The 19,391-nt window shown below is 68.3% G+C and carries 17 protein-coding genes; 12 read left to right on the plus strand and 5 right to left on the minus strand.

Annotated features, from left to right (window positions below; genetic code table 11):
* Nucleotides 1–78 precede the first annotated feature (78 nt).
* From H8R02_RS02035 to H8R02_RS02045, 3 genes are all read left to right on the plus strand, one after another.
* A complete protein-coding gene (locus H8R02_RS02035) occupies nt 79–477 on the plus strand; it encodes a hypothetical protein (RefSeq protein ID WP_187079670.1) in 399 nt (132 codons plus the stop codon).
* A complete protein-coding gene (gene miaB, locus H8R02_RS02040; protein ID WP_187079671.1) occupies nt 474–1,811 on the plus strand; it encodes a tRNA (N6-isopentenyl adenosine(37)-C2)-methylthiotransferase MiaB in 1,338 nt (445 codons plus the stop codon). Before H8R02_RS02035 ends, miaB begins: the two co-directional genes overlap by 4 nt.
* Nucleotides 1,812–1,934: 123 nt before the next feature.
* Complete coding sequence (locus H8R02_RS02045) at nt 1,935–2,759, plus strand: outer membrane beta-barrel protein (protein ID WP_187079672.1); 825 nt, start codon at nt 1,935–1,937, stop codon at nt 2,757–2,759.
* Here the strand turns inward: H8R02_RS02045 and H8R02_RS02050 are convergent.
* From H8R02_RS02050 to ffh, 3 genes are all read right to left on the minus strand, one after another.
* Nucleotides 2,756–3,382 (minus strand): L,D-transpeptidase, encoded by a 627-nt coding sequence (locus tag H8R02_RS02050; protein ID WP_222622309.1) that lies wholly within the window; start codon nt 3,380–3,382, stop codon nt 2,756–2,758. The two genes, H8R02_RS02045 and H8R02_RS02050, sit on opposite strands and share 4 nt — an antisense overlap.
* 75 nt (nt 3,383–3,457) lie before the next feature.
* Nucleotides 3,458–4,807 carry a sensor histidine kinase gene (locus tag H8R02_RS02055; RefSeq protein WP_187079673.1) on the minus strand — a complete coding sequence of 450 codons (1,350 nt, stop codon included), beginning with the start codon at nt 4,805–4,807 and terminating at the stop codon, nt 3,458–3,460.
* Nucleotides 4,782–6,146, minus strand: a complete 1,365-nt coding sequence (ffh, locus tag H8R02_RS02060; RefSeq protein ID WP_187079674.1) for a signal recognition particle protein — start codon at nt 6,144–6,146, stop codon at nt 4,782–4,784. Before ffh ends, H8R02_RS02055 begins: the two co-directional genes overlap by 26 nt.
* 59 nt (nt 6,147–6,205) lie before the next feature.
* On the opposite strand from ffh, the gene H8R02_RS02065 reads away from it, so the two are divergent.
* The 9 genes from H8R02_RS02065 (at nt 6,206) to H8R02_RS02105 (ending at nt 16,935) form a co-directional block, all read left to right on the plus strand.
* Complete coding sequence (locus tag H8R02_RS02065; protein ID WP_187079675.1) at nt 6,206–7,003, plus strand: cytochrome C assembly family protein; 798 nt, start codon at nt 6,206–6,208, stop codon at nt 7,001–7,003.
* Entirely contained in the window at nt 7,000–7,233 is a 234-nt protein-coding gene (locus H8R02_RS30240) for a PP0621 family protein (RefSeq protein WP_187079676.1), read from the plus strand. Before H8R02_RS02065 ends, H8R02_RS30240 begins: the two co-directional genes overlap by 4 nt.
* Nucleotides 7,234–7,241: 8 nt before the next feature.
* Nucleotides 7,242–8,957, plus strand: coding sequence for a two-component system sensor histidine kinase NtrB (locus tag H8R02_RS02075; RefSeq protein ID WP_187079677.1), 1,716 nt, complete (start codon nt 7,242–7,244; stop codon nt 8,955–8,957).
* Nucleotides 8,958–10,439, plus strand: coding sequence for a sigma-54-dependent transcriptional regulator (locus H8R02_RS02080; RefSeq protein ID WP_187079678.1), 1,482 nt, complete (start codon nt 8,958–8,960; stop codon nt 10,437–10,439). It begins immediately after the preceding gene.
* Nucleotides 10,417–11,007 carry a 1,6-anhydro-N-acetylmuramyl-L-alanine amidase AmpD gene (gene ampD / locus H8R02_RS02085; protein WP_187079679.1) on the plus strand — a complete coding sequence of 197 codons (591 nt, stop codon included), beginning with the start codon at nt 10,417–10,419 and terminating at the stop codon, nt 11,005–11,007. The genes H8R02_RS02080 and ampD overlap by 23 nt, the downstream gene beginning before the upstream one ends.
* A gap of 366 nt (nt 11,008–11,373) precedes the next feature.
* Nucleotides 11,374–14,286, plus strand: coding sequence for a ribonucleoside-diphosphate reductase subunit alpha (locus H8R02_RS02090; RefSeq protein WP_187079680.1), 2,913 nt, complete (start codon nt 11,374–11,376; stop codon nt 14,284–14,286).
* Between the two features lie 138 nt (nt 14,287–14,424).
* A complete protein-coding gene (locus H8R02_RS02095) occupies nt 14,425–15,636 on the plus strand; it encodes a ribonucleotide-diphosphate reductase subunit beta (RefSeq protein WP_187079681.1) in 1,212 nt (403 codons plus the stop codon).
* Nucleotides 15,637–15,801: 165 nt separating this feature from the next.
* Nucleotides 15,802–16,278 carry a histone H1-like DNA-binding protein gene (locus H8R02_RS02100; protein WP_187079682.1) on the plus strand — a complete coding sequence of 159 codons (477 nt, stop codon included), beginning with the start codon at nt 15,802–15,804 and terminating at the stop codon, nt 16,276–16,278.
* A gap of 72 nt (nt 16,279–16,350) precedes the next feature.
* Entirely contained in the window at nt 16,351–16,935 is a 585-nt protein-coding gene (locus H8R02_RS02105; RefSeq protein WP_187079683.1) for an alpha-ketoglutarate-dependent dioxygenase AlkB, read from the plus strand.
* Here H8R02_RS02105 and H8R02_RS02110 read toward each other — a convergent pair.
* Entirely contained in the window at nt 16,895–18,202 is a 1,308-nt protein-coding gene (locus tag H8R02_RS02110) for an MFS transporter (protein WP_187079684.1), read from the minus strand. The genes H8R02_RS02105 and H8R02_RS02110 overlap by 41 nt on opposite strands.
* Nucleotides 18,189–19,376 carry an acyltransferase family protein gene (locus tag H8R02_RS02115; RefSeq protein ID WP_187079685.1) on the minus strand — a complete coding sequence of 396 codons (1,188 nt, stop codon included), beginning with the start codon at nt 19,374–19,376 and terminating at the stop codon, nt 18,189–18,191. Before H8R02_RS02115 ends, H8R02_RS02110 begins: the two co-directional genes overlap by 14 nt.
* Between the last annotated feature and the right edge of the window lie 15 nt (nt 19,377–19,391).

The following is a 19,391-nucleotide window of genomic DNA, read 5'->3' on the forward strand; positions in this document are numbered from 1 at the left end:
CATCCTAGGGCGCGGCCCGGGGATTGCAACCGGGCGACCCCGGTAAAATCGGCGGTCCACAGCCTCTGGATCTACACCATGAACCGCTGCCAACGCTGGGCCCTCGCGGCCCTCGCTGCATTCGCCACCCTCACTGCCGCCGCGCAGGGCCTCGTGCGCGAAGCCCCCGCCGACGTGCGCCCCGCGATGATCGCGATCAGCAGCACGCCGCCCGACATCACGCTCAACGGCGAGCCGGCGCGCCTGTCGCCCGGCGCCCGCATCCGCGGCGTCAACAACATGCTGGTGCTCTCCGGCTCCGTCGCCGGCCGCACGCTGCCCACCGTGTACCGCAAGGACGCGGCGGGCCTGGTGCACGAGGTCTGGATCCTCACGCCGGAGGAGTACAGCAAGATCGGCGGCATCAACACGGGCGACCCGGAAGGCTTCAAGCGCTTCGCCGAGCTGCTCGCGCTGATCTGGGGCGCGCGCAAATGAAGAAGGTCTACATCAAGACCTTCGGCTGCCAGATGAACGAGTACGACTCGGACAAGATGGCGGACGTGATGAACGCGGCCGAAGGCTACGAGCCCACGCAGGACCCCGAGCAGGCGGACCTGATCCTCTTCAACACCTGCTCCGTGCGCGAGAAGGCGCAGGAGAAGGTCTTCTCCGACCTCGGCCGCGTGAAGCACCTCAAGAAGAAGGGCGTGCTGATCGGCGTGGGCGGCTGCGTCGCTTCGCAGGAAGGCGCCGCGATCATCGAGCGCGCACCCTATGTCGACGTGGTGTTCGGCCCCCAGACGCTGCACCGCCTGCCCGAGCTGCTGGCCGCGCGCGAGAAGCAGGCGCGGCCGCAGGTGGACATCAGCTTCCCGGAGATCGAGAAGTTCGACCACCTGCCGCCCGCGCGCGTGGAAGGCGCGTCGGCCTTCGTGTCGATCATGGAAGGCTGCTCCAAGTACTGCTCGTACTGCGTCGTGCCCTACACGCGCGGCGAGGAAGTGTCGCGGCCCTTCGAGGACGTGCTCGTCGAAGTGGCGGGCCTGGCCGACCAGGGCGTGAAGGAGGTGACGCTGCTCGGCCAGAACGTCAACGCCTATCGCGGCAAGATGGGTGAGACGAGCGAGATCGCCGACTTCGCCCTCCTCATCGAATACATCTCCGACATCCCCGGCGTCGAGCGCATCCGCTACACCACGAGCCACCCGAACGAGTTCACGCAGCGGCTGGTCGATGTGTATGCAAAGGTGCCCAAGCTCGTCAGCCATTTGCACCTGCCGGTGCAGCACGGCAGCGACCGCATCCTGATGGCGATGAAGCGCGGCTATACGGCGATGGAATACAAGTCGATCATCCGCAAGCTGCGCGCCGTTCGCCCCGGCATTTCGATGTCCAGCGACTTCATCGTCGGCTTCCCCGGCGAGACGGAGGAAGACTTCGCGAAGATGATGAAGCTGGTCGAGGACGTGGGCTACGACGCGAGCTTCTCGTTCATCTTCAGCCCTCGCCCGGGGACGCCGGCAGCGACGCTGCACGACGAGACGCCGCACGACGTGAAGCTCAAGCGCCTGCAGCACCTGCAGCACGTGCTGGAAGAGAACGTGCGCCGCATCAGCGCAAGCCGCATCGGCACGGTGCAACGCATCCTCGTGGAAGGCCCGTCGCGCAAGGACCCGAACGAGCTGATGGGCCGCACCGAGTGCAACCGCATCGTCAACTTCAAGGGCCAGCCGCGCCTCGTGGGGCAGATGGTCGACGTGACGATCACGCAGGCCTTGCCGCACTCGCTGCGCGGCGAAGTGCTCGTCAACGAGGCCATCGCGGCCTGACGCAGAGCTACAACCGCTTGCAAAGCGGTTGTTGTTTTCTTCCCCTCAGCAGTACGGCCCGAGCCCTAAGGTCGCGCTGACTCTCGGGATACTGCGCTCTCGATTCTTTTCACGGGAGCAAACTTGACATCGAACGCATCCAGCGCGCGGCATTCGCTGCGCGCCATCAGCATTGCCGTGCTCGCCCTCACCGGCGCGGCCGCCCACGCTCAGTGGTGGGCACCCGGCTTCTATGTCGGCGGCAACCTCGGGCGCACCTCCGCGGACTTCGACAACCGGCCTGTGTTCACCGTGACGCCCGGCACGGTCACGGCCTTCGGCGGCGATGACCGCGACAACGGCGGCAAGCTCTATGGCGGCTACCAGTTCCACCGCAACTTCGCGGTGGAAGCGGGGTACTTCGACCTCGGCCGCTTCGATTACGCGTACGCCACGACGGTGCCCGCCGGCACCGTCAGCGGCAGCACGCGCGTGCGCGGCTTCAACGCCGACCTCGTGGGCATGGTGCCGCTGTCGGACCGCTTCTCCGTCTTCGGGCGCCTGGGCGCCGCCTACTCGCGTTCGCGCTCCAGCGTCGCGACCACGGGCCTCGCACCCTTGCCGCTGCGCGACGATGACAACCGCTGGGGACCGAAGGTCGGCGTCGGACTCGAGTACCTGGTCGGCCGCAACCTCGGCATCCGCGCGGAGCTCGAACGCTATCGCGTGCACGACCCGGTGCGCCGCCGCGGCAACGTCGACATGGCTTCGATCGGCGTGGTGTGGCACTTCGGTGGCCCGCCGGCCGTAGCGCCCGCGCGCGCGGTTGCACCGCCCCCGCCGCCTCCGCCGCCGCCGCCCCCGCCGCCACGCGTGGTGCAGCCGCCGCCGCCCCCGCCGCCGATGGCACCGCCGCCCCCGCCTCCGCCGGCACCTGTGCCGCCGCCCCCGCGGCCCGCGCGTAACTAACGGCCGGCCAGCGCGCCAGCCCCGGGGCCGAACAGCTCCTGGGGTTGGCGTTGTTCCGGCAGGATGTAGACGACACCCCCGCCCGCGAACGCGGGCTTTACCACGTTGTCGTAGAAATCCGCCGGCACGTTGATGCAGCCGTAGGTGATGCGGCGGTCCTGCGGCACCTTGCTCGCGAGCCGCTGCAGCCGCCGCTCCTGCGGCACGTGCGTCACGACGCGGTGCAGTGCCACCGCGTTGTCGTAATCCACCCAGACGATGTCCTCGCCCTTGGGCGTGAAGCCCATGCGCACCTGGAAGCGCCCCGCCGGCGTGGTGCGCTCCTCCGGCCGGATCGCGGCGATCTGCCGCTCGCCGATGCCGGGCACGCTCTGGTCGCCCGCCGCCGCGCCGGTGAGAGCCGGCGCCGCGGCCTGCAAGCGGCCCTGCGCGTCGTACATGAAGATGCGCCCATCCACCTTGTCGATGACGGCGAACGGCAGCCCGGCGTTGTCACCGGCGTGCGCGGCCCAGTCGGCCACGTAGCGAACGCCGGCCGACGGGCCCTCGGGCACCTTCACCTGCGACGCCTGCGCGCCCCCGCAAGCCAGTGCCAACGCCAGCGCAAAACGTGCGATCCACATCCAAGCCTCCCTGCAGACAGGAAGCGATTCTTGGCGCGCGGGGAACAGGCGCCGTGCAGGACCGCGCCGACAGTCCTAGAAGGGAAACTCGGGCACGGGCGCAGCCGGGTGCGTGCGCACGGGGATGTCCAGCGTGAAGGTCGCGCCCCGCCCCGGCCCTTCGCTGTGGGCGGTGAGCTTGCCGCCCATCTCGATCGCCGCCACCGCGCTGCTGTGCAGGCCGAAGCCGTGGCCTTCGGCATGCGTGGTGTAGCCGTGCGCGAAGATGTCGCGCAGCTTCGCGGGCGCGATGCCCTCGCCGACATCGGTGACCGCGATGCGCAGCCGCGAGCCGCCCTGCGCCCCATCGCGCACGATGGTGCTGGACAGCGTCAGGCGCCGGGTCCCCTCGGGCAGCTGCCGCATCGCGCGCGCGCCGTTGGAGATCAGGTTGACCAGGATCTGCAGCAGGCGCGGCTTGTCCAGGTCGGCGGCCGGGCCGCCCTCGCATTCCAGCACGGTCGTCGCGCCCCAGCGCTGCAGCGTGTGCGCCGACAGCCGAAGCGCCTCGTTGAGCAGGTCGAGCGGTTGCGCGTGCTCCACCAGGCTCGAGGGGCCCGCGTGCGACTGCTGCATCGCGACGACGTGGCTGATATGGTCCACGCTGCGCAGCACGCGCTCGATGTCGGCGAGCGCGTCGCCCTGTTCCCGCCGCAGCGCGGCCTCGAGTTCGCGCAGGTAGCGCACGAGCGTGGCGCCCCGCTGCGCGTCCGCGAAGAAGCCGGCCAGGTCCGATTCGTGCGGCTGGAGCAGTTCCACCACGCGCGCGAGGCCATCGAGCCGCGAGCCCGTGAGCGTGCTGCGCACCGTGCTGGCCGAGACGATGACGCTGTTGAGGACGTTGCCCACGTTGTGCAGCACGTTGGTGGCCACCTCCGCCTTGCCCGCCCGGCGCGCCGTGGCCATGAGCTGGGCCTGCGCCTGCGCGAGTTCGTCGCGCGAGCGGCGCAGCTGCTCCTCCTGCTCGTACAGGCGCGTGACGTCGAGGTAGGAGGTGATGAAGCGCCGCGTGCGGCCGGTCTCGTCGACCTGCGCGATGCCCTCGGCATGGATCCAGATGTAGCTGCCGTCGCGCCGGCGCAGGCGGTACGACATGGCGCCGGGCGACTGCTCGCCGCCCGTGGGCTTGCGCCGGATCATCGCGCGGAACTCGTCGCGCGCCCGGTCGCGGTCGTCGGGGTGCATCATCTCGAAGATGCTCGGCCAGCCGGAGGTGTCCTCGTCGGGCGGGTAGCCCAGCATCTCCTTGAAGCGGCTGCAGTAGGTGACGACGTCGCGGACCGCGTCCCAGTCCCCGAAGCCGGCATGCGTGGAGCGCACCAGCAGGCGCAGGTGCTCGCGCTCGAGGTCGGCCTGCGCCTCAGAAGGGGAACTTCGGCATGCCACCCTTGCCGCCCAGCTTCTTCATCATCTTCATCATCGCGCCGCCCTTCATCTTCTTCATCATCTGCTGCATCTGGCCGAACTCGTTGAGCAGGCGGTTGACTTCCTGCACCTGCACGCCGGCGCCGGCGGCGATGCGGCGCTTGCGCGTCGCCTTGATGATCTCGGGCTTGCGCCGCTCCTGCGGCGTCATGGAGCAGATGATCCCTTCCTTGCGGCGGATGTCGCGCTCGGCCTTGTCCATGTCCACCTCGCCCGCCTTGCGCTGCAGCTCGGTGGGCATCTTGTCCATGAGCGTCGAGAGGCCGCCCATGCCGCGCATCTGGCGAATCTGCATCAGGAAGTCCTCGAGGTCGAAGCCCTCGCCGCTCTTGACCTTCTGAGCGAGCTTCTGCGCGGACTCCATGTCCACGCCGGCCTGCACCTGCTCGACCAGCGCGACGATGTCGCCCATGCCGAGGATGCGGCCCGCATGGCGCTCGGCATCGAACACCTCCAGGCCGTCGATCTTCTCGGACACGCCCGCGAACTTGATCGGCGCCCCGGTGACCTGCCGCACCGACAGCGCCGCGCCGCCGCGCGAGTCGCCGTCGAGCTTGGTGAGGACGATGCCCGTCAGCGGCAACGCCTCCTTGAAGGCCTTGGCCGTGTTCACCGCGTCCTGGCCCTGCATCGCATCGACGACGAAGAGCGTCTCCACGGGGTGCACGGCGGCGTGCAGCTCCTTGATCTCCTTCATCATCGCCTCGTCGATCGCGAGGCGGCCGGCCGTGTCCACGAGCAGCACGTCGAAGTAGTTCTTCCTCGCGTGGTCGATGGCGGCGCGGGCGATGTCCACCGGCTTCTGGTCGGGCGAGCTCGGGAACCACTCGGCGCCGGCCTGCGCCGTCACCGTCTTGAGCTGCTCGATGGCCGCGGGGCGGTACACGTCGCCCGACACGGTCAGCACCTTCTTCTTGCGCTTCTCGATCAGGTGCTTGGCGAGTTTGGCGGTCGTCGTCGTCTTGCCCGCGCCCTGCAGGCCGGCCATGAGGATGACGGCAGGCGGCTGGGTCGCGAGGTTGATGTCCGACACGCCTTCGCCCATCGTGGCCGCGAGCTCACGGTTGACGATGCCCACCAGCGCCTGCCCGGGCGAGAGCGAACCCATCACCTCCTGGCCGAGCGCCTTCTCCTTCACGCGGGCCACGAAATCGCGCACCACGGGCAGCGCGACGTCCGCTTCCAGGAGGGCCATGCGGACCTCGCGCAGCATGTCCTGCACGTTGTCTTCGGTGATGCGCGCCTGGCCGCGCATCTGCTTGACGAGGCGGGAGAGTTTGTCGGAGAGGGCGGAGGCCATGGCGTGGGGGGATGGAGGGCGGGCGGGGCGGCATGCACCCCGGCGGTAAACTGCGGCCCATGATTCTAGCGAGCGCTTCCCCCGCAGGCGGCCTGCTGGCCTTCGCCGCGGCGGTGGCCTACGCGGTGCCGGCCGCCGGCCATGCCCGGCTGAGCGACAAGGCCGCGCGCGGCGCCTTGCTCGCCGCCTGGCTGCTGCACGGGGCGGCGCTGTGTTGGGGCCTGCTGGGCGACGAACCGCGTTTCGGTTTCGCGCCTGCACTCTCCGTCACCGCATGGCTCGTGCTCACCGTGTATGCGGTCGAGCGGCAGATGTTCCCGCAGATGCAGGCGCGCTGGGCGCTCGCGGGGCTGGGCGCCGCTGCCGTGCTCCTCGCATGGGTATTCCCCGGCACGCCGCTGCACGTCAGCCGCTCCGCGTGGCTGCCGCTGCACTGGGCGCTGGGCATTGCGTCCTATGGGCTGTTTGCCGCCGCCGTCGTGCATGCATGGCTGATGCGGCGCGCCGAGCGCCAGATCCGCCTGGCCGAGGACGCGCATGCCGGCGTGCCGTTGCTCACGCTGGAGCGCCTGACGTTCCGCTTCGCGGGCGCGGGCTTCGTGCTGCTGTCGGCCACGCTGCTCGCGGGCCTGCTGTTCTCCGAATCGCTCTACGGCCGGCCGTGGAAGTGGGACCACAAGACGGTGTTCTCGGTGCTCGCGTGGTTCGCGTTCGCGCTGCTGCTGCTGGGCCGCGCGCGCTTCGGCTGGCGCGGGCGCAAGGCGGTGCGGGTGCTCTACACGGGCTCGCTGCTGCTCCTGCTGGCTTACGTGGGCTCGCGTTTCGTGCTCGAGATCGTGCTGGGGAAGACCTCGTGAAGTTCCTCGTGCTCGTCCTCGTGCTGGTCGTCGCGTACATGGTCTGGCGCAGCAGCCGCGTCTCGCGCGGCTCGCCGCCACCGGCCGCCAAACCCCCGGCGCCGCCGCAGGACATGGTGAGCTGCACCGTCTGCGCCGTGCACCTGCCGCGTGGCGACGCAGTGACCGGCGGCGACGGCCGCCTCTATTGCAGCCAGGAACATCGCCTGCGCGGCGACGGCTCCGGTTGACGCGCCGCATGGACACGACCGCTTCGAACCAGTCGCCGTGGGCCGTCCCGGTCGCGGCGCTGGCGGGCGGCGAAGAGTCCGCGTTCGATCGCCTGTGGCGCGGTTTCATGACGGCGCGCGTCGGCATCGCGGTGGTGCTGACGCTGCTGCTCGGGCTGATGCTCACGATCGGGCCGCAGACCAACGTCAATGAATGGCTGGTGGGCCTGTGCGTCACCTACCTCGCCGCAGCGACGGCGGTGCGCATGCTGTCGCAGCCGATGCAGGCCGGGCCGCTGTTCGACCCGCAGTGGGTTTCGACGATCGGCGTGGACCTGCTGGCTTTCGCCACGCTGCAGTTCCTGCAGGCGGGCGGGCTGAACTACTCGCCGCTCTTCACGCTGCCCGTGCTGACCGCCGCCGTGCTGGGCTCGGCCTTGCTCGCATTGGGGACCGCCGCGGCCGTCACGCTGCTGCTGCTCGTCGACACCTGGGTCATCGCGCTGCAGCACCCCGCCGACTATTCGCAGCGCTTCCTGCAAGCGGGCCTCACGGGCCTGGGCTTCTTCGTCGTAGCCGTGCTGGCCAACCAGCTCGCCTCGCGCCTCGCGCGCGAGGAGCGCAAGGCACGCAGCAGCGTCGTCGCGGCGTTGATGCAGTCGCAGGTGAACGAGCTCGTCATCGAGACGCTGAGCGAAGGCGTGCTGGTGGTGGACCAGCGCAGCGCCGTTCTCGCCGCGAATCCGGCCGCATCGGCCTTGCTCGGCTGGGACATGAAACGCACGCCGCCGCCGCAGGTGCTGGGCATCGACCCTTCGTGCGCGCCGCTTCTCGCGTTGGCGCGCCTGACCTTCGAACAGCGGGCGCCGCAGGACGCGGACCTCGCGCTGCCGCTGCCCGCCGGCGAGCGCCGCCTCGTGCACGTGCGCACCCGCCTGACGCCGCCGCAGCAGCCGCAGGCGGTGGGCGTGTGCGTGATGTTCCTGCAGGATTTGCGCGAGATGGAGGCGCGGCTGCGCACCGAGAAGCTCGCCGCCATGGGCCGCATGTCGACCGCGGTCGCTCACGAAATCCGCAACCCGCTCGCCGCGATTGCGCAGGCGAACGAGTTGCTCGCCGAAGAGCTGGCCGAGCCCGTGCAAAAGCAGCTGAGCGAGCTCGTGCGGCAGAACGCGCAGCGCCTCGCGCGCATCGTCGAGGAGATCCTCGACATCGCGCGCGTGCAGCAGCAGCGGCCCGAGGCCGAGTGGCTGGTGCTGGACGAATCCGTGTGCACCGTGTGCGACGAGTGGGCCGAGCATGCGCACGCGTCCGACCGCGTGCGGCAGGAGCTCGGCGCGGGCATCGCCGCCGTGGACTTCGAAGGCGACCACCTGCGCCGCGTGCTCGTCAACCTGCTCGACAACGCGCTGCGCTACGCCGGCCGCAGCAGCGACTCCATCGTCGTGAGCACGCGCGTGGGTGAGAACGGGCAACCGCAGCTCGTGGTGTTCAGCGACGGCGAGCCCATCGATGCCGGCGTGCAGCAGCACCTCTTCGAACCTTTCTTCTCGTCGGAGAGCCGCTCGAGCGGGCTGGGCCTGTACATCTGCCGCGAGCTCTGCTCCCGGCACGGCGCGACGCTGGGCTATCGCCGCGTATCGGCGACAGGCGGCGCGGTGCGCGAAGGAAACGAATTTTTCGTGAACTTCCGCGCACACGCGGCCGTTGCCCCTGCGGTGCGCTTTGACACAATACCGGGCTAGATGGCCCAGACACTCGCATCCCCGCCCGCGTCCGCGCAAGTGCTCGTCGTCGACGACGAGCCCGACCTGCGCACGCTCTACGAGCTGACGCTGCTGCGCGAGGGCTACCGTGTCGACGCCGCCGCCACGCTCAACGAAGCGTGGCAGCTGCTGCAGGACCGCCGCTTCGACGCCGTGATCACCGACATGCGCCTGCCCGACGGCCTGGGCCTCGAGCTGCTGCAGCGCATGGGCGCGCAGCAACGCGCCGAGCGCTGCATCGTGATGACGGCCTACGGCTCGGCCGAGAACGCGGTGGAGGCACTGAAGGCCGGCGCGTTCGATTACCTCACCAAGCCGGTCGATCTCAAGCAGTTCCGCAACGTGGTGGCGTCCGCGATCCAGGACGGCGCGGGCAAAGCGCGGCCTGCCGCGCGTTCGCCGGGCGCGGCGCGCAGCGCGGGCAACGAAGGCGCGCTGCAGCGCCTGGTCGGCGAATCCGCGTCCATGCGCCTCGTGAAGGAGCGCATCGCCAAGGTCGCCCGCAGCATGGCGCCCGTACTGGTCCGCGGCGAGTCGGGCACCGGCAAGGAGCTGGTCGCGCGTGCCGTGCATGCGTGCAGCCACCGCGCCGATGGCCCGTTCATTGCGGTGAACTGCAGCGCGATCCCGGAGACGCTGCTGGAGGCCGAGTTCTTCGGCGCGAAGAAGGGCTCGTACACCGGCGCGACGGCCGACCGCGAAGGCTATTTCCAGGCCGCGCGTGGCGGCACGCTGTTCCTCGACGAGATCGGCGACCTGCCGCTGCCGATGCAGTCCAAGCTGCTGCGCGCGATCCAGGAGCGGCAGGTGCGCGCGCTCGGTTCGACGCAGGAGGACGCGGTCGATGCGCGCATCGTGAGCGCGACGCACCGCGACCTGGCGGCCGACGTGCAGGCCGGGCGCTTCCGCCAGGACCTGTTCTATCGCCTCAACGTGATCGAGATCGTGGTGCCGCCGCTGCGCGAGCGCCGCGAGGATTTGCCGGCGCTGTGCGAGGCCTTGCTGGCGCGCATCGCGACCGAGTCGGGCATGCCGGTGCCGCATTTGTCCGAGCAGGTGCTGCGCCAGCTTTGCGAGCACCCGCTGCCGGGCAACGTGCGCGAGCTGGAGAACCTGCTGCACCGCGCTGTCGCGCTGTCCGATGGCGACGAGCTGCAGGTCGATTTCGCGCCGACGAACGCCGTGCCGCTGATGCCGCGCGAAGTGCCGGAGGCCGCGCCCGTTGCCGCGCCGGCTGCCGCGCCCGCTGCGCCGCTGCCGATGCCGAGCGACCTGCAGGCCTACCTGGACCAGCAGGAGCGCGAGATCCTCGTGCAGGCGTTGCGCCAGACCGGTTTCAACCGCACCGCCGCCGCGCAGCGGCTGGGCCTGTCGCTGCGGCAGATCCGCTACCGCATCGCGCGGCTGGCGATCAGCACGCCCGGCAGCGAGGAGCCGAATGACGACGGCACGTCCGCCTGAGCAGCACGCCGCGCTCTGGCAGGACGGCTGGTACCGCTTCGCGCGCCGCGAGCCTTCGCCGAATTTCGGGCCCCGTCCTTCCGGCGCGTCCGTCGACCTGATAGTCGTTCACTCCATCAGCCTGCCGCCTGGGGTGTATGGGGGCGATGAGGTGCGGCAGCTCTTCACGAACACGTTGGACTGGGATGCCCACCCGTACTTCCAGACGATCCGCGGGATGGAGGTCTCGGCGCACTTCTTCATCCGGCGCACGGGGGAGCTGTGGCAGTTCGTGAGCTGCGATGACCGGGCCTGGCACGCCGGCAAGTCCTCGTGGTGCGGGCGGGACAACTGCAACGACTTTTCGATCGGGATCGAGCTGGAGGGGTTGGAGGGCGAGACGTTCGAGGCTGCGCAGTACGAGGCTTTGTCTGTCGTTTGCTCCGCGATTGCTACGCGCTACCCCATCGCTCATGTGGCTGGCCACGAGCACATTGCTCCGACTCGCAAGCAGGATCCCGGGCCCGAGTTCGAATGGTCCGTCCTGCGCTCGCACCTGGGGTGGCCAGACTCGTACTTTGCTGCTTAGTTTCCTGTCGCGCTCTTCGGCACGTGGGCAGGCTGCGAGGTCGAAGAGCGCAAGGGGTGTTGTGTTCGCGCGTCGCACCCCCCACCCCCGTTACATCACCTCGCAATTTCCGCACGAACCGAGCCCCGAAAAACCAAGGCGCTCCGCAACTCCCACCAACACTCGCTTGTGCACGACGCACACAGCAACCACGCGGCTTCCTGCTCGTCCACAGCTTTCCGCGCACAAGTTCTCCACAGGGATGCCCACGGGTCACCCCCAGGCTAACCACTACATCTAGTGCTTGAATTGCCGCCGGACACTATCTATAGTGCCCCAGCGGTTACACTCGCCCGCTTTTCCAGAAAAGACCGCAGAAGAGGAAACATGCAGACACTCCTGAACACCGCCCAGGCCACGGCCGGCAACTTCACCTCTGTCACACCCCCCGCCGGCGAAAACGCCGCACCCAACCCCCTCTCCCACTACCAGATCATCCGCCGCAACGGCGCCGTGGTTCCCTTCGAACCGAACAAGATCGCCATCGCGATGATGAAAGCGTTCCTGGCCGTGCACGGCACGCAGGGCGCCGCTTCCGCCTCCGTCCGCGAGACGGTGGACCAGCTCACCCAATCCGTCATGCGCGCCCTCGTGCGCTCGCGCCCGGGCGGCGGCACGTTCCACATCGAAGACGTGCAGGACGCCGTCGAACTGGGCCTCATGCGCAGCGGCCAGCACGACGTGGCCCGCGCCTACGTGCTCTATCGCGAGCGCCGCTCGCAGGAGCGCGCCAAGCAGGCGCAGCAGGAAGCGCCCAAGGCACCCCAGTTCCACGTGCTCGACGCCGGCCAGCGCGTGCCGCTGGACACCGACAAGCTCAAGTCGCTGATCGAAGCGGCTTGCGAGGGCCTGGGCGCCGACGTCAGCGCCGCGCCCATCGTCGCCGAGACGATGCGCAACCTGTACGACGGCGTGCCGCTCGACGAGGTCTACAAGGCCTCCATCCTCGCCGCCCGCACGCTGATCGAAAAGGACCCCGACTACACCTACGTCACGGCCCGCCTGCTGCTGCACACGATCTTCAAGGAGATCCTCGGCCGCGAGGTCGCGCCCGCCGACAAGGCCGAGGCGTACGCCGACTACTTCCCCGGCTTCATCAAGAAGGGCGTGGACAACGAGCTGCTGGACGAGAAGCTCCTCCAGTACGACCTGAAGCGCCTGGGCGCCGCGCTCAAGGCCGAGCGCGACCTCAAGTTCGACTACCTCGGCCTGCAGACCCTGTACGACCGCTACTTCCTGCACGTGCGCAAGGCGCGCATCGAGCTGCCGCAGGCCTTCTTCATGCGCGTGGCCATGGGCCTGGCGCTCAACGAGATCGACCGCGAAGCCCGCGCGATCGAGTTCTACGAGGTGCTGTCGTCCTTCGACTTCATGTCGAGCACGCCCACGCTCTTCAACAGCGGCACGCTGCGCTCGCAGCTGTCGTCGTGCTACCTCACGACCGTGCCGGACGACCTGGACGGCATCTACGAGTCGATCAAGGAAAACGCCCTGCTCTCCAAGTTCGCGGGCGGCCTGGGCAACGACTGGACGCGCGTGCGCGCGCTGGGCTCCCACATCAAGGGCACCAACGGCGAGTCGCAAGGCGTCGTGCCGTTCCTGAAGGTGGTCAACGACACGGCCGTGGCGGTGAACCAGGGCGGCAAGCGCAAGGGTGCGGTCTGCACCTACCTGGAAAGCTGGCACCTCGACGTCGAGGAGTTCCTGGAGCTGCGCAAGAACACCGGCGACGACCGCCGCCGCACGCATGACATGAACACGGCCAACTGGATCCCCGACCTGTTCATGCGCCGCGTCATGGAAAAGGGCGAGTGGACCCTGTTCTCGCCCTCGTCCGTGCCCGACCTGCACGACAAGTTCGGCGCCGAGTTCGAAAAAGCCTACGTGGCCTATGAAGAGAAGGCCAAGCGCGGCGAGATCAAGCCGAGCAAGACCGTGCCGGCCACCGACCTGTGGCGCAAGATGCTCTCGATGCTGTTCGAGACGGGCCACCCGTGGATCACCTTCAAGGACGCCTGCAACGTCCGCAGCCCGCAGCAGCACGCCGGCGTGGTGCACTCGTCCAACCTGTGCACGGAGATCACGCTCAACACGTCCGACACCGAGACGGCCGTCTGCAACCTGGGCTCGGTCAACCTGCTGCAGCACCTGAAGGACGGCAAGGTCGACCACGACAAGCTGAAGCGGACCATCGCCACGGCGATGCGGATGCTCGACAACGTGATCGACATCAACTACTACGCCGTCAAGAAGGCCCGCGACTCCAACATGCGCCACCGCCCGGTCGGCCTGGGCGTCATGGGCTTCCAGGACGCGCTGTACGAGCTGCGCATCCCTTATGCGTCCGAGCAGGCCGTCCAGTTCGCCGACGAGTCGATGGAGGCCGTCTGCTACTACGCCTACTGGGCGTCGACCGAGCTGGCCCGCGAGCGCGGCAAGTACTCCAGCTACAAGGGCTCGCTCTGGGACAAGGGCATCCTGCCGCTGGACACGCTGAACCTGCTGGAGCAGGCCCGCGGCGGCTACGTGGACGTGGACCGCTCGGCCACGCTGGACTGGGACGCGCTTCGCAAGAAGATCACGGCCGACGGCATGCGCAACAGCAACTGCATCGCCATCGCCCCCACCGCCACCATCTCCAACATCATCGGCGTGGACGCCTCGATCGAGCCTTGTTTCGGCAACCTGTCGGTCAAGTCCAACCTGTCCGGCGAGTTCACGGTGATCAACCACTACCTGGTGCGCGACTTGAAGCGCCTGAGCCTGTGGGACGACGTGATGGTCATGGACCTGAAGCACTTCGACGGGTCGCTGCGCCCCATCGACCGCGTGCCGCAGGAGGTGAAGGCGCTCTACGCCACCGCCTTCGAGGTCGAGCCGGTGTGGCTGGTGGAAGCCGCCGCGCGCCGCCAGAAGTGGATCGACCAGGCCCAGTCGCTCAATATCTATATGGCGGGCGCCTCGGGCAAGAAGCTGGACGAGACCTACAAGCTCGCGTGGATCCGCGGCCTGAAGACCACCTACTACCTGCGCACGACGAGCGCGACGCAAGCCGAGAAGTCCACGGTGCAAAGCGGCCGCCTCAACGCGGTGAGCAACAGCGGTGGCGCAGGCGGCATGTCCGCACTCGAAGCCGCGGCGGCCGCCGCGCACGCGCAGATGGCGAACGCGGACAACACGCCCGCGAGCGACATCAAGTTCTGCGCGATCGACGATCCGACGTGCGAAGCGTGCCAGTGATGCACGCGTGAAAAAGGGAATGCATCGGCTTTGTCCGACACGAGGCCGATGCAATCAAGCAACAAAATCGGGCGCTGATGTGAACGGACACTTTGCATTCCGCATCAGTGCTCACATAATTCGAGCACTGGAAAACTTATGTTGACCTGGGACGACGAAGTCAAGCCCACACCGTCGAATGCATTGAGCAGCGGTCTGCTCGCCAGCCGCGAGGTGAGTCATTCACCCCAATTGCAAGTAGCGCAAGTCTCGCAAGTTGCGCCGCATACCGTTCCCGTTACCACGAACACCCTGACCGTCACGCAACCCGACACGTCCCGCGGCAGCAGCAAGCGCCGCGTGACCGCTGCCGACAAGCGCATCATCAACGGCCAGACGGACGTCAACCAGCTGGTGCCGTTCAAGTACAAGTGGGCGTGGGAAAAATACCTCGCCACCTGCGCCAACCACTGGATGCCGCAGGAAGTGAACATGAACCGCGACATCGCCCTCTGGAAAGACCCCAACGGGTTGTCCGAGGACGAGCGCCGCATCATCAAGCGAAACCTCGGCTTCTTCGTCACCGCCGATTCGCTGGCCGCCAACAACATCGTGCTGGGCACCTACCGCCACATCACGGCGCCCGAGTGCCGCCAGTTCCTGCTGCGCCAGGCGTTCGAGGAGGCGATCCACACGCACGCCTACCAGTACATCGTGGAGTCGCTCGGCCTGGACGAGTCCGAGATCTTCAACGCCTACCACGAGGTCGCGTCCATCCGCGACAAGGACGAGTTCCTGATCCCGTTCATCGACGCGGTCATGGACCCCAACTTCCACACGGGCACGCCCGAGGCCGACCAGAAGCTGCTCAAGAGCCTGATCGTCTTCGCCTGCCTGATGGAGGGCCTGTTCTTCTACGTCGGCTTCACGCAGATCCTGGCGCTGGGCCGGCAGAACAAGATGACCGGTGCCGCCGAGCAGTACCAGTACATCCTGCGCGACGAGTCGATGCACTGCAACTTCGGCATCGACCTGATCAACCAGATCAAGCTGGAGAACCCCCAGCTGTGGACCGCCGAGTTCAAGGCCGAGATCAAGGCCCTGTTCCTCAAGGCCGTCGAGCTCGAATACCGCTATGCCGAGGACACCATGCCGCGTGGCGTGCTGGGCCTCAACGCCTCCATGTTCAAGGGCTACCTGCGCTACATCGCCAACCGGCGGGCCACGCAGATCGGCCTCGAAGCTCTCTTCCCGAACGAGGAAAACCCGTTCCCGTGGATGAGCGAGATGATTGACCTGAAGAAAGAGCGCAATTTCTTCGAAACCCGCGTGATCGAGTACCAGTCGGGTGGCGCCCTTTCGTGGGATTGATGGCAACTGCGAGAGCTCTGGAAATTTGACCTGCATATAAGAAACGGCAGGCGACGGTGTTCGGGAGGCTGGCCTTCGGGCCAACCTCCCGGATCGCTTCGCGCAAACCAACAAGCGTGAAGCGCCCCTTTGGTTGATTCGATCAACTTGAACAGGAGAATGGAAATGGCAACTGCGAAGAAAGCGGCCGCGAAGAAGGCCCCGGCGAAGAAGGCGGCCAAGAAGGCCACGGCGAAGAAGTCGGCAGCGAAGCGCCCGGCAGCCAAGAAGGCTGCGGCGAAGCGCCCGGCGGCCAAGAAGGCCGCTGCGAAGCGTCCGGCTGCGAAGAAGGCCGCGGCCAAGCGCCCGGCAGCGAAGAAGGCGGCGAAGAAGGCGCCGGCCAAGAAGGCCGCTGCCAAGAAGACTGCGAAGAAGTCCGCAGCGAAGAAGACCGCGCGCAAGAGCGCCGCCAAGAAGCCCGCGGCCAAGAAGGCCGGCGGCGCGAAAAAGGCTGCGAAAAAGGCCGGCGGCGCGAAGAAAGCTGCGAAAGCCCCTGCTGCGAAGCCGGCTGCGAGCGCTGCTCCCACGCCGGCTGCCCCTGCGGCCCAGACCACTCTGAACCCGCAGGCAGCTTGGCCCTTCCCGACGGCGTCGAAGCCCTAACCGGTAACGACTCCCCAAAAGCCCGGCTCACGCCGGGCTTTTTTGTTTGGCGTTTCGCGGCACACTGCGTCGATGCCGCAAACGGATCTCTTCGGGCCCGCGCTGCCCGACGGCATGCGCTACGAGCTCGAATTCCTCACGCGCGAGGAAGAGCAGGCGCTCGTCGCGCACATCGCCGCCCTGCCCCTCGACAACATGCGCTACAAGGGCTACACCGCGCGGCGGCGCGTGGTGAGCTACGGCGGCAAGTACGACTACGAGAACAACGTGCTCGACGACGCGCAGGCGGTGCCCGAGTGGTTGTACCCGCTGCGCGAGAAGGTCGCGGGATGGGCCGGCATCGACGTGCAGCAATTCCAGCACGCACTCGTCGCCGAGTACCGCCCGGGCACGCCGCTCGGCTGGCACCGCGACGTGCTGGACTTCGAGGACGTGGTGGGGGTGTCGCTCGCCGACGTCGCGGTGATGAAGTTCCGGCCCTACCCGCCCGAAGGCACCACGCGCGCCGACGTGATCAAGCTCGACTTGCAGCCGCGCTCGGTCTACCTGCTTCGCGGCCCCGCACGCTGGGCCTGGCAGCACGCCATCGCGCCCACCCAGTCACTGCGCTACTCCATCACCTTCCGGACCCGGCGGGCACGGGCTGCGGGTCGCTGACCGCGCGCATCGGCGAGGCGACGAAGGCCACGAGCGACACCGCCACCAGCAGGCCGCCACAGGTCACGAAGAGCTGCTGCAAGGTCACGAAGCGCAGGACCACGCCCGTCACGGCGGAGGCCATCGGCACCAGCCCCATGAAGATGAACATGAAGAGGCTCATCGCGCGGCCCAGCATCGCCGGCGGCACGCGCCGCTGCAGCCAGGTGAAGATCGCCACCTGCATCGATCCGCCGAGCACGCCGATCAGCGCCATCAGCAGCGCGCCCTGCCACGCCGCGCCGATGTGGCCCATGGGCATGAACAGCACGCCGACGACCAGGTCGAAGATGAGCACCGTGGTGCCGAGCGTGCCGATACGCAGGCCCGGCTTCGCGCCCGCCACGACCATGCCGGTGAGCGTGCCGAAGCCGTGCGCACCGGCCATGATGCCCAGCGCCGACGCGCCGAGTTCCGGATGGCTGCTCGCCAGCACCGGCAACGCGATGTGCAGCGGCCCCATCACCAGCAGCGCGATCGCCGCCCAGTAGAGGAAGCAGGTGCGCAGCTGCGCGTCGCGGCCGACGTGGCGCAGGCCCTCGAGGATCGAATGCACGACGGGTGCGGTCGCCTGGCGCGGCGCCTCGGGCGCTTCGCGCATCGTCACGCGCCAGAGCGTCCAGGCGGAGACCGCGAAACTGAGCGAGTCGACACCGAAGGCGAGCGCGATGCCGTTGGCGTTCGCGAGCTGGCCGCCCGAGCCGTCGCCGAACAGCGCGATCAGCAAGCCCGCGAGCAGCGGCCCGACGAAGAAACTGAGCTGGCGCAGCCCCATCATGATTCCGTTGGCGGCCGCAAGGTGCTGCGGGGCCACTGACCGCGGCAGCAGCGACATGCCCGAGGGGATGCTGAACGCCGTCGCCACGCCGATGCCGAGCGCGAGCACGTAGACGATGGGCATCGTCAGCTTGCCGGTGAACACGCCGAGCGCGAGCGCCGCGAGCAGCAGCGTGTTCACGTACTTCGTGACCAGGTTCACCCGCTTGGGCGAGTAGCGGTCCACCACGGCGCCGCCCACCAGGATGAACAGTGCGCGCGGCACGGCGATCAGCGCCAGCACCGTGCCCAGCACCAGCGTGTCGCCGGTCATCTTGAGCACCAGCCACGGCAGCGCGATGAGCGTGAACTGGTCGCCCAGCAGGTTGAGCGTGCCGCCGGACACCAGCCAGCGGAAGTTGCGGTCTTTCAGCAGCGCCGCGCGCGCGGCCTGCGTTTCAGGGGGATGCATGGATCGCTCCGGAAGAAGGGCGCGCGGGACGCGGATGGCGCTTGCCGTTGAGCAGCACGCTCACCCAGGTGAACCGCACGAGGAGGTGGTAGGTGGCCACGCACACGACTGTGGTGGCAGCGATGTTGATCAGGATCTTCGCCAGCGCGGGCAGCGGCGTGCCATACAGCAGCGCGCCGAAGCCGATGGTCAGCGGCATGTGAATGAGGTACACCCAGTACGAGCTGTCCGCGAGGTAGCCGAGCACGGCATGGCGCTTGTCGAGGAAGCGCAGCGCCAGGCCGATCGCCGCGAAGCTCCAGAGCCACGTGGCGAGGTTGTAGGCAAAGCCGGTCCAGACCGCCGCGGCCTTGGCCTCCATCAGCGCGCCGGTGGCGATGAAGGGCACGACGCCGGCGATCGCATAGCCCGGCCAGCGGCGCTTGTACAGCGCGAACAGGTCCCACTGCTGGTGGAACAGCGCCAGCCCGAAAGCGAAGAAGAGGCCGTTGTGCAGGAACTCCGTCAGCGGCGGCAGGAAGCGCCCGCTCGGGCGCATCAGCCCGAACGGGTGGCCGAGACCGACCGCCACCAGCGGCAGCGCCAGGACCACCGGCCCCCACCACGCCCCACCCAAGCCTTGCAGGACGCGCGCCGGCACGACCCACAGCGACTTCGGCAGCCAGCGAGCGGCCACCGCGGTCAGCATGCAGATGATGAACAGCACCCACAGGAACCACATGTGCATCGTGTTGAGGCCGGCCTCCTGGCCGTCGGGCGCCTTCACGCGGACATTGGGGTCCATGCCCCACGTCCCGTGCTGGATGCGGTGCAGGTAGAGCAGCGCGAACACCACGGACGCCGCGTACACCACCGGCCAGAAGACCACGAAGGGCAACGCGAGCCGCATGGCGCGGTGCCGCGCCATGCCGGAGGCGCCCCGACTTTGAAGCAGGAGCGCGACGAAGAAGCCGGCGAGGATGAAGAACACCGGCATGCGGAAGGCGTGGATGAACGGCACCACGAGGTCCATCAGCGCGGTGCGCCGATCGTCGCGCCACGGCAGCGGCGCGTTCTGCACCATGTGGATGATGCCGACGTGCAGCACGATGCCCAGCCACATCATCAGGGCACGCAGGTTGTCCAGCGCGTACAGCCGCGCCGGCGCGGGGTCGGGGGCGGGACGGGTTTCCATCCCGCCGAATCTAGT

This window comes from Ramlibacter albus, assembly GCF_014297445.1.
Lineage (GTDB): Bacteria > Pseudomonadota > Gammaproteobacteria > Burkholderiales > Burkholderiaceae_C > Ramlibacter > Ramlibacter albus.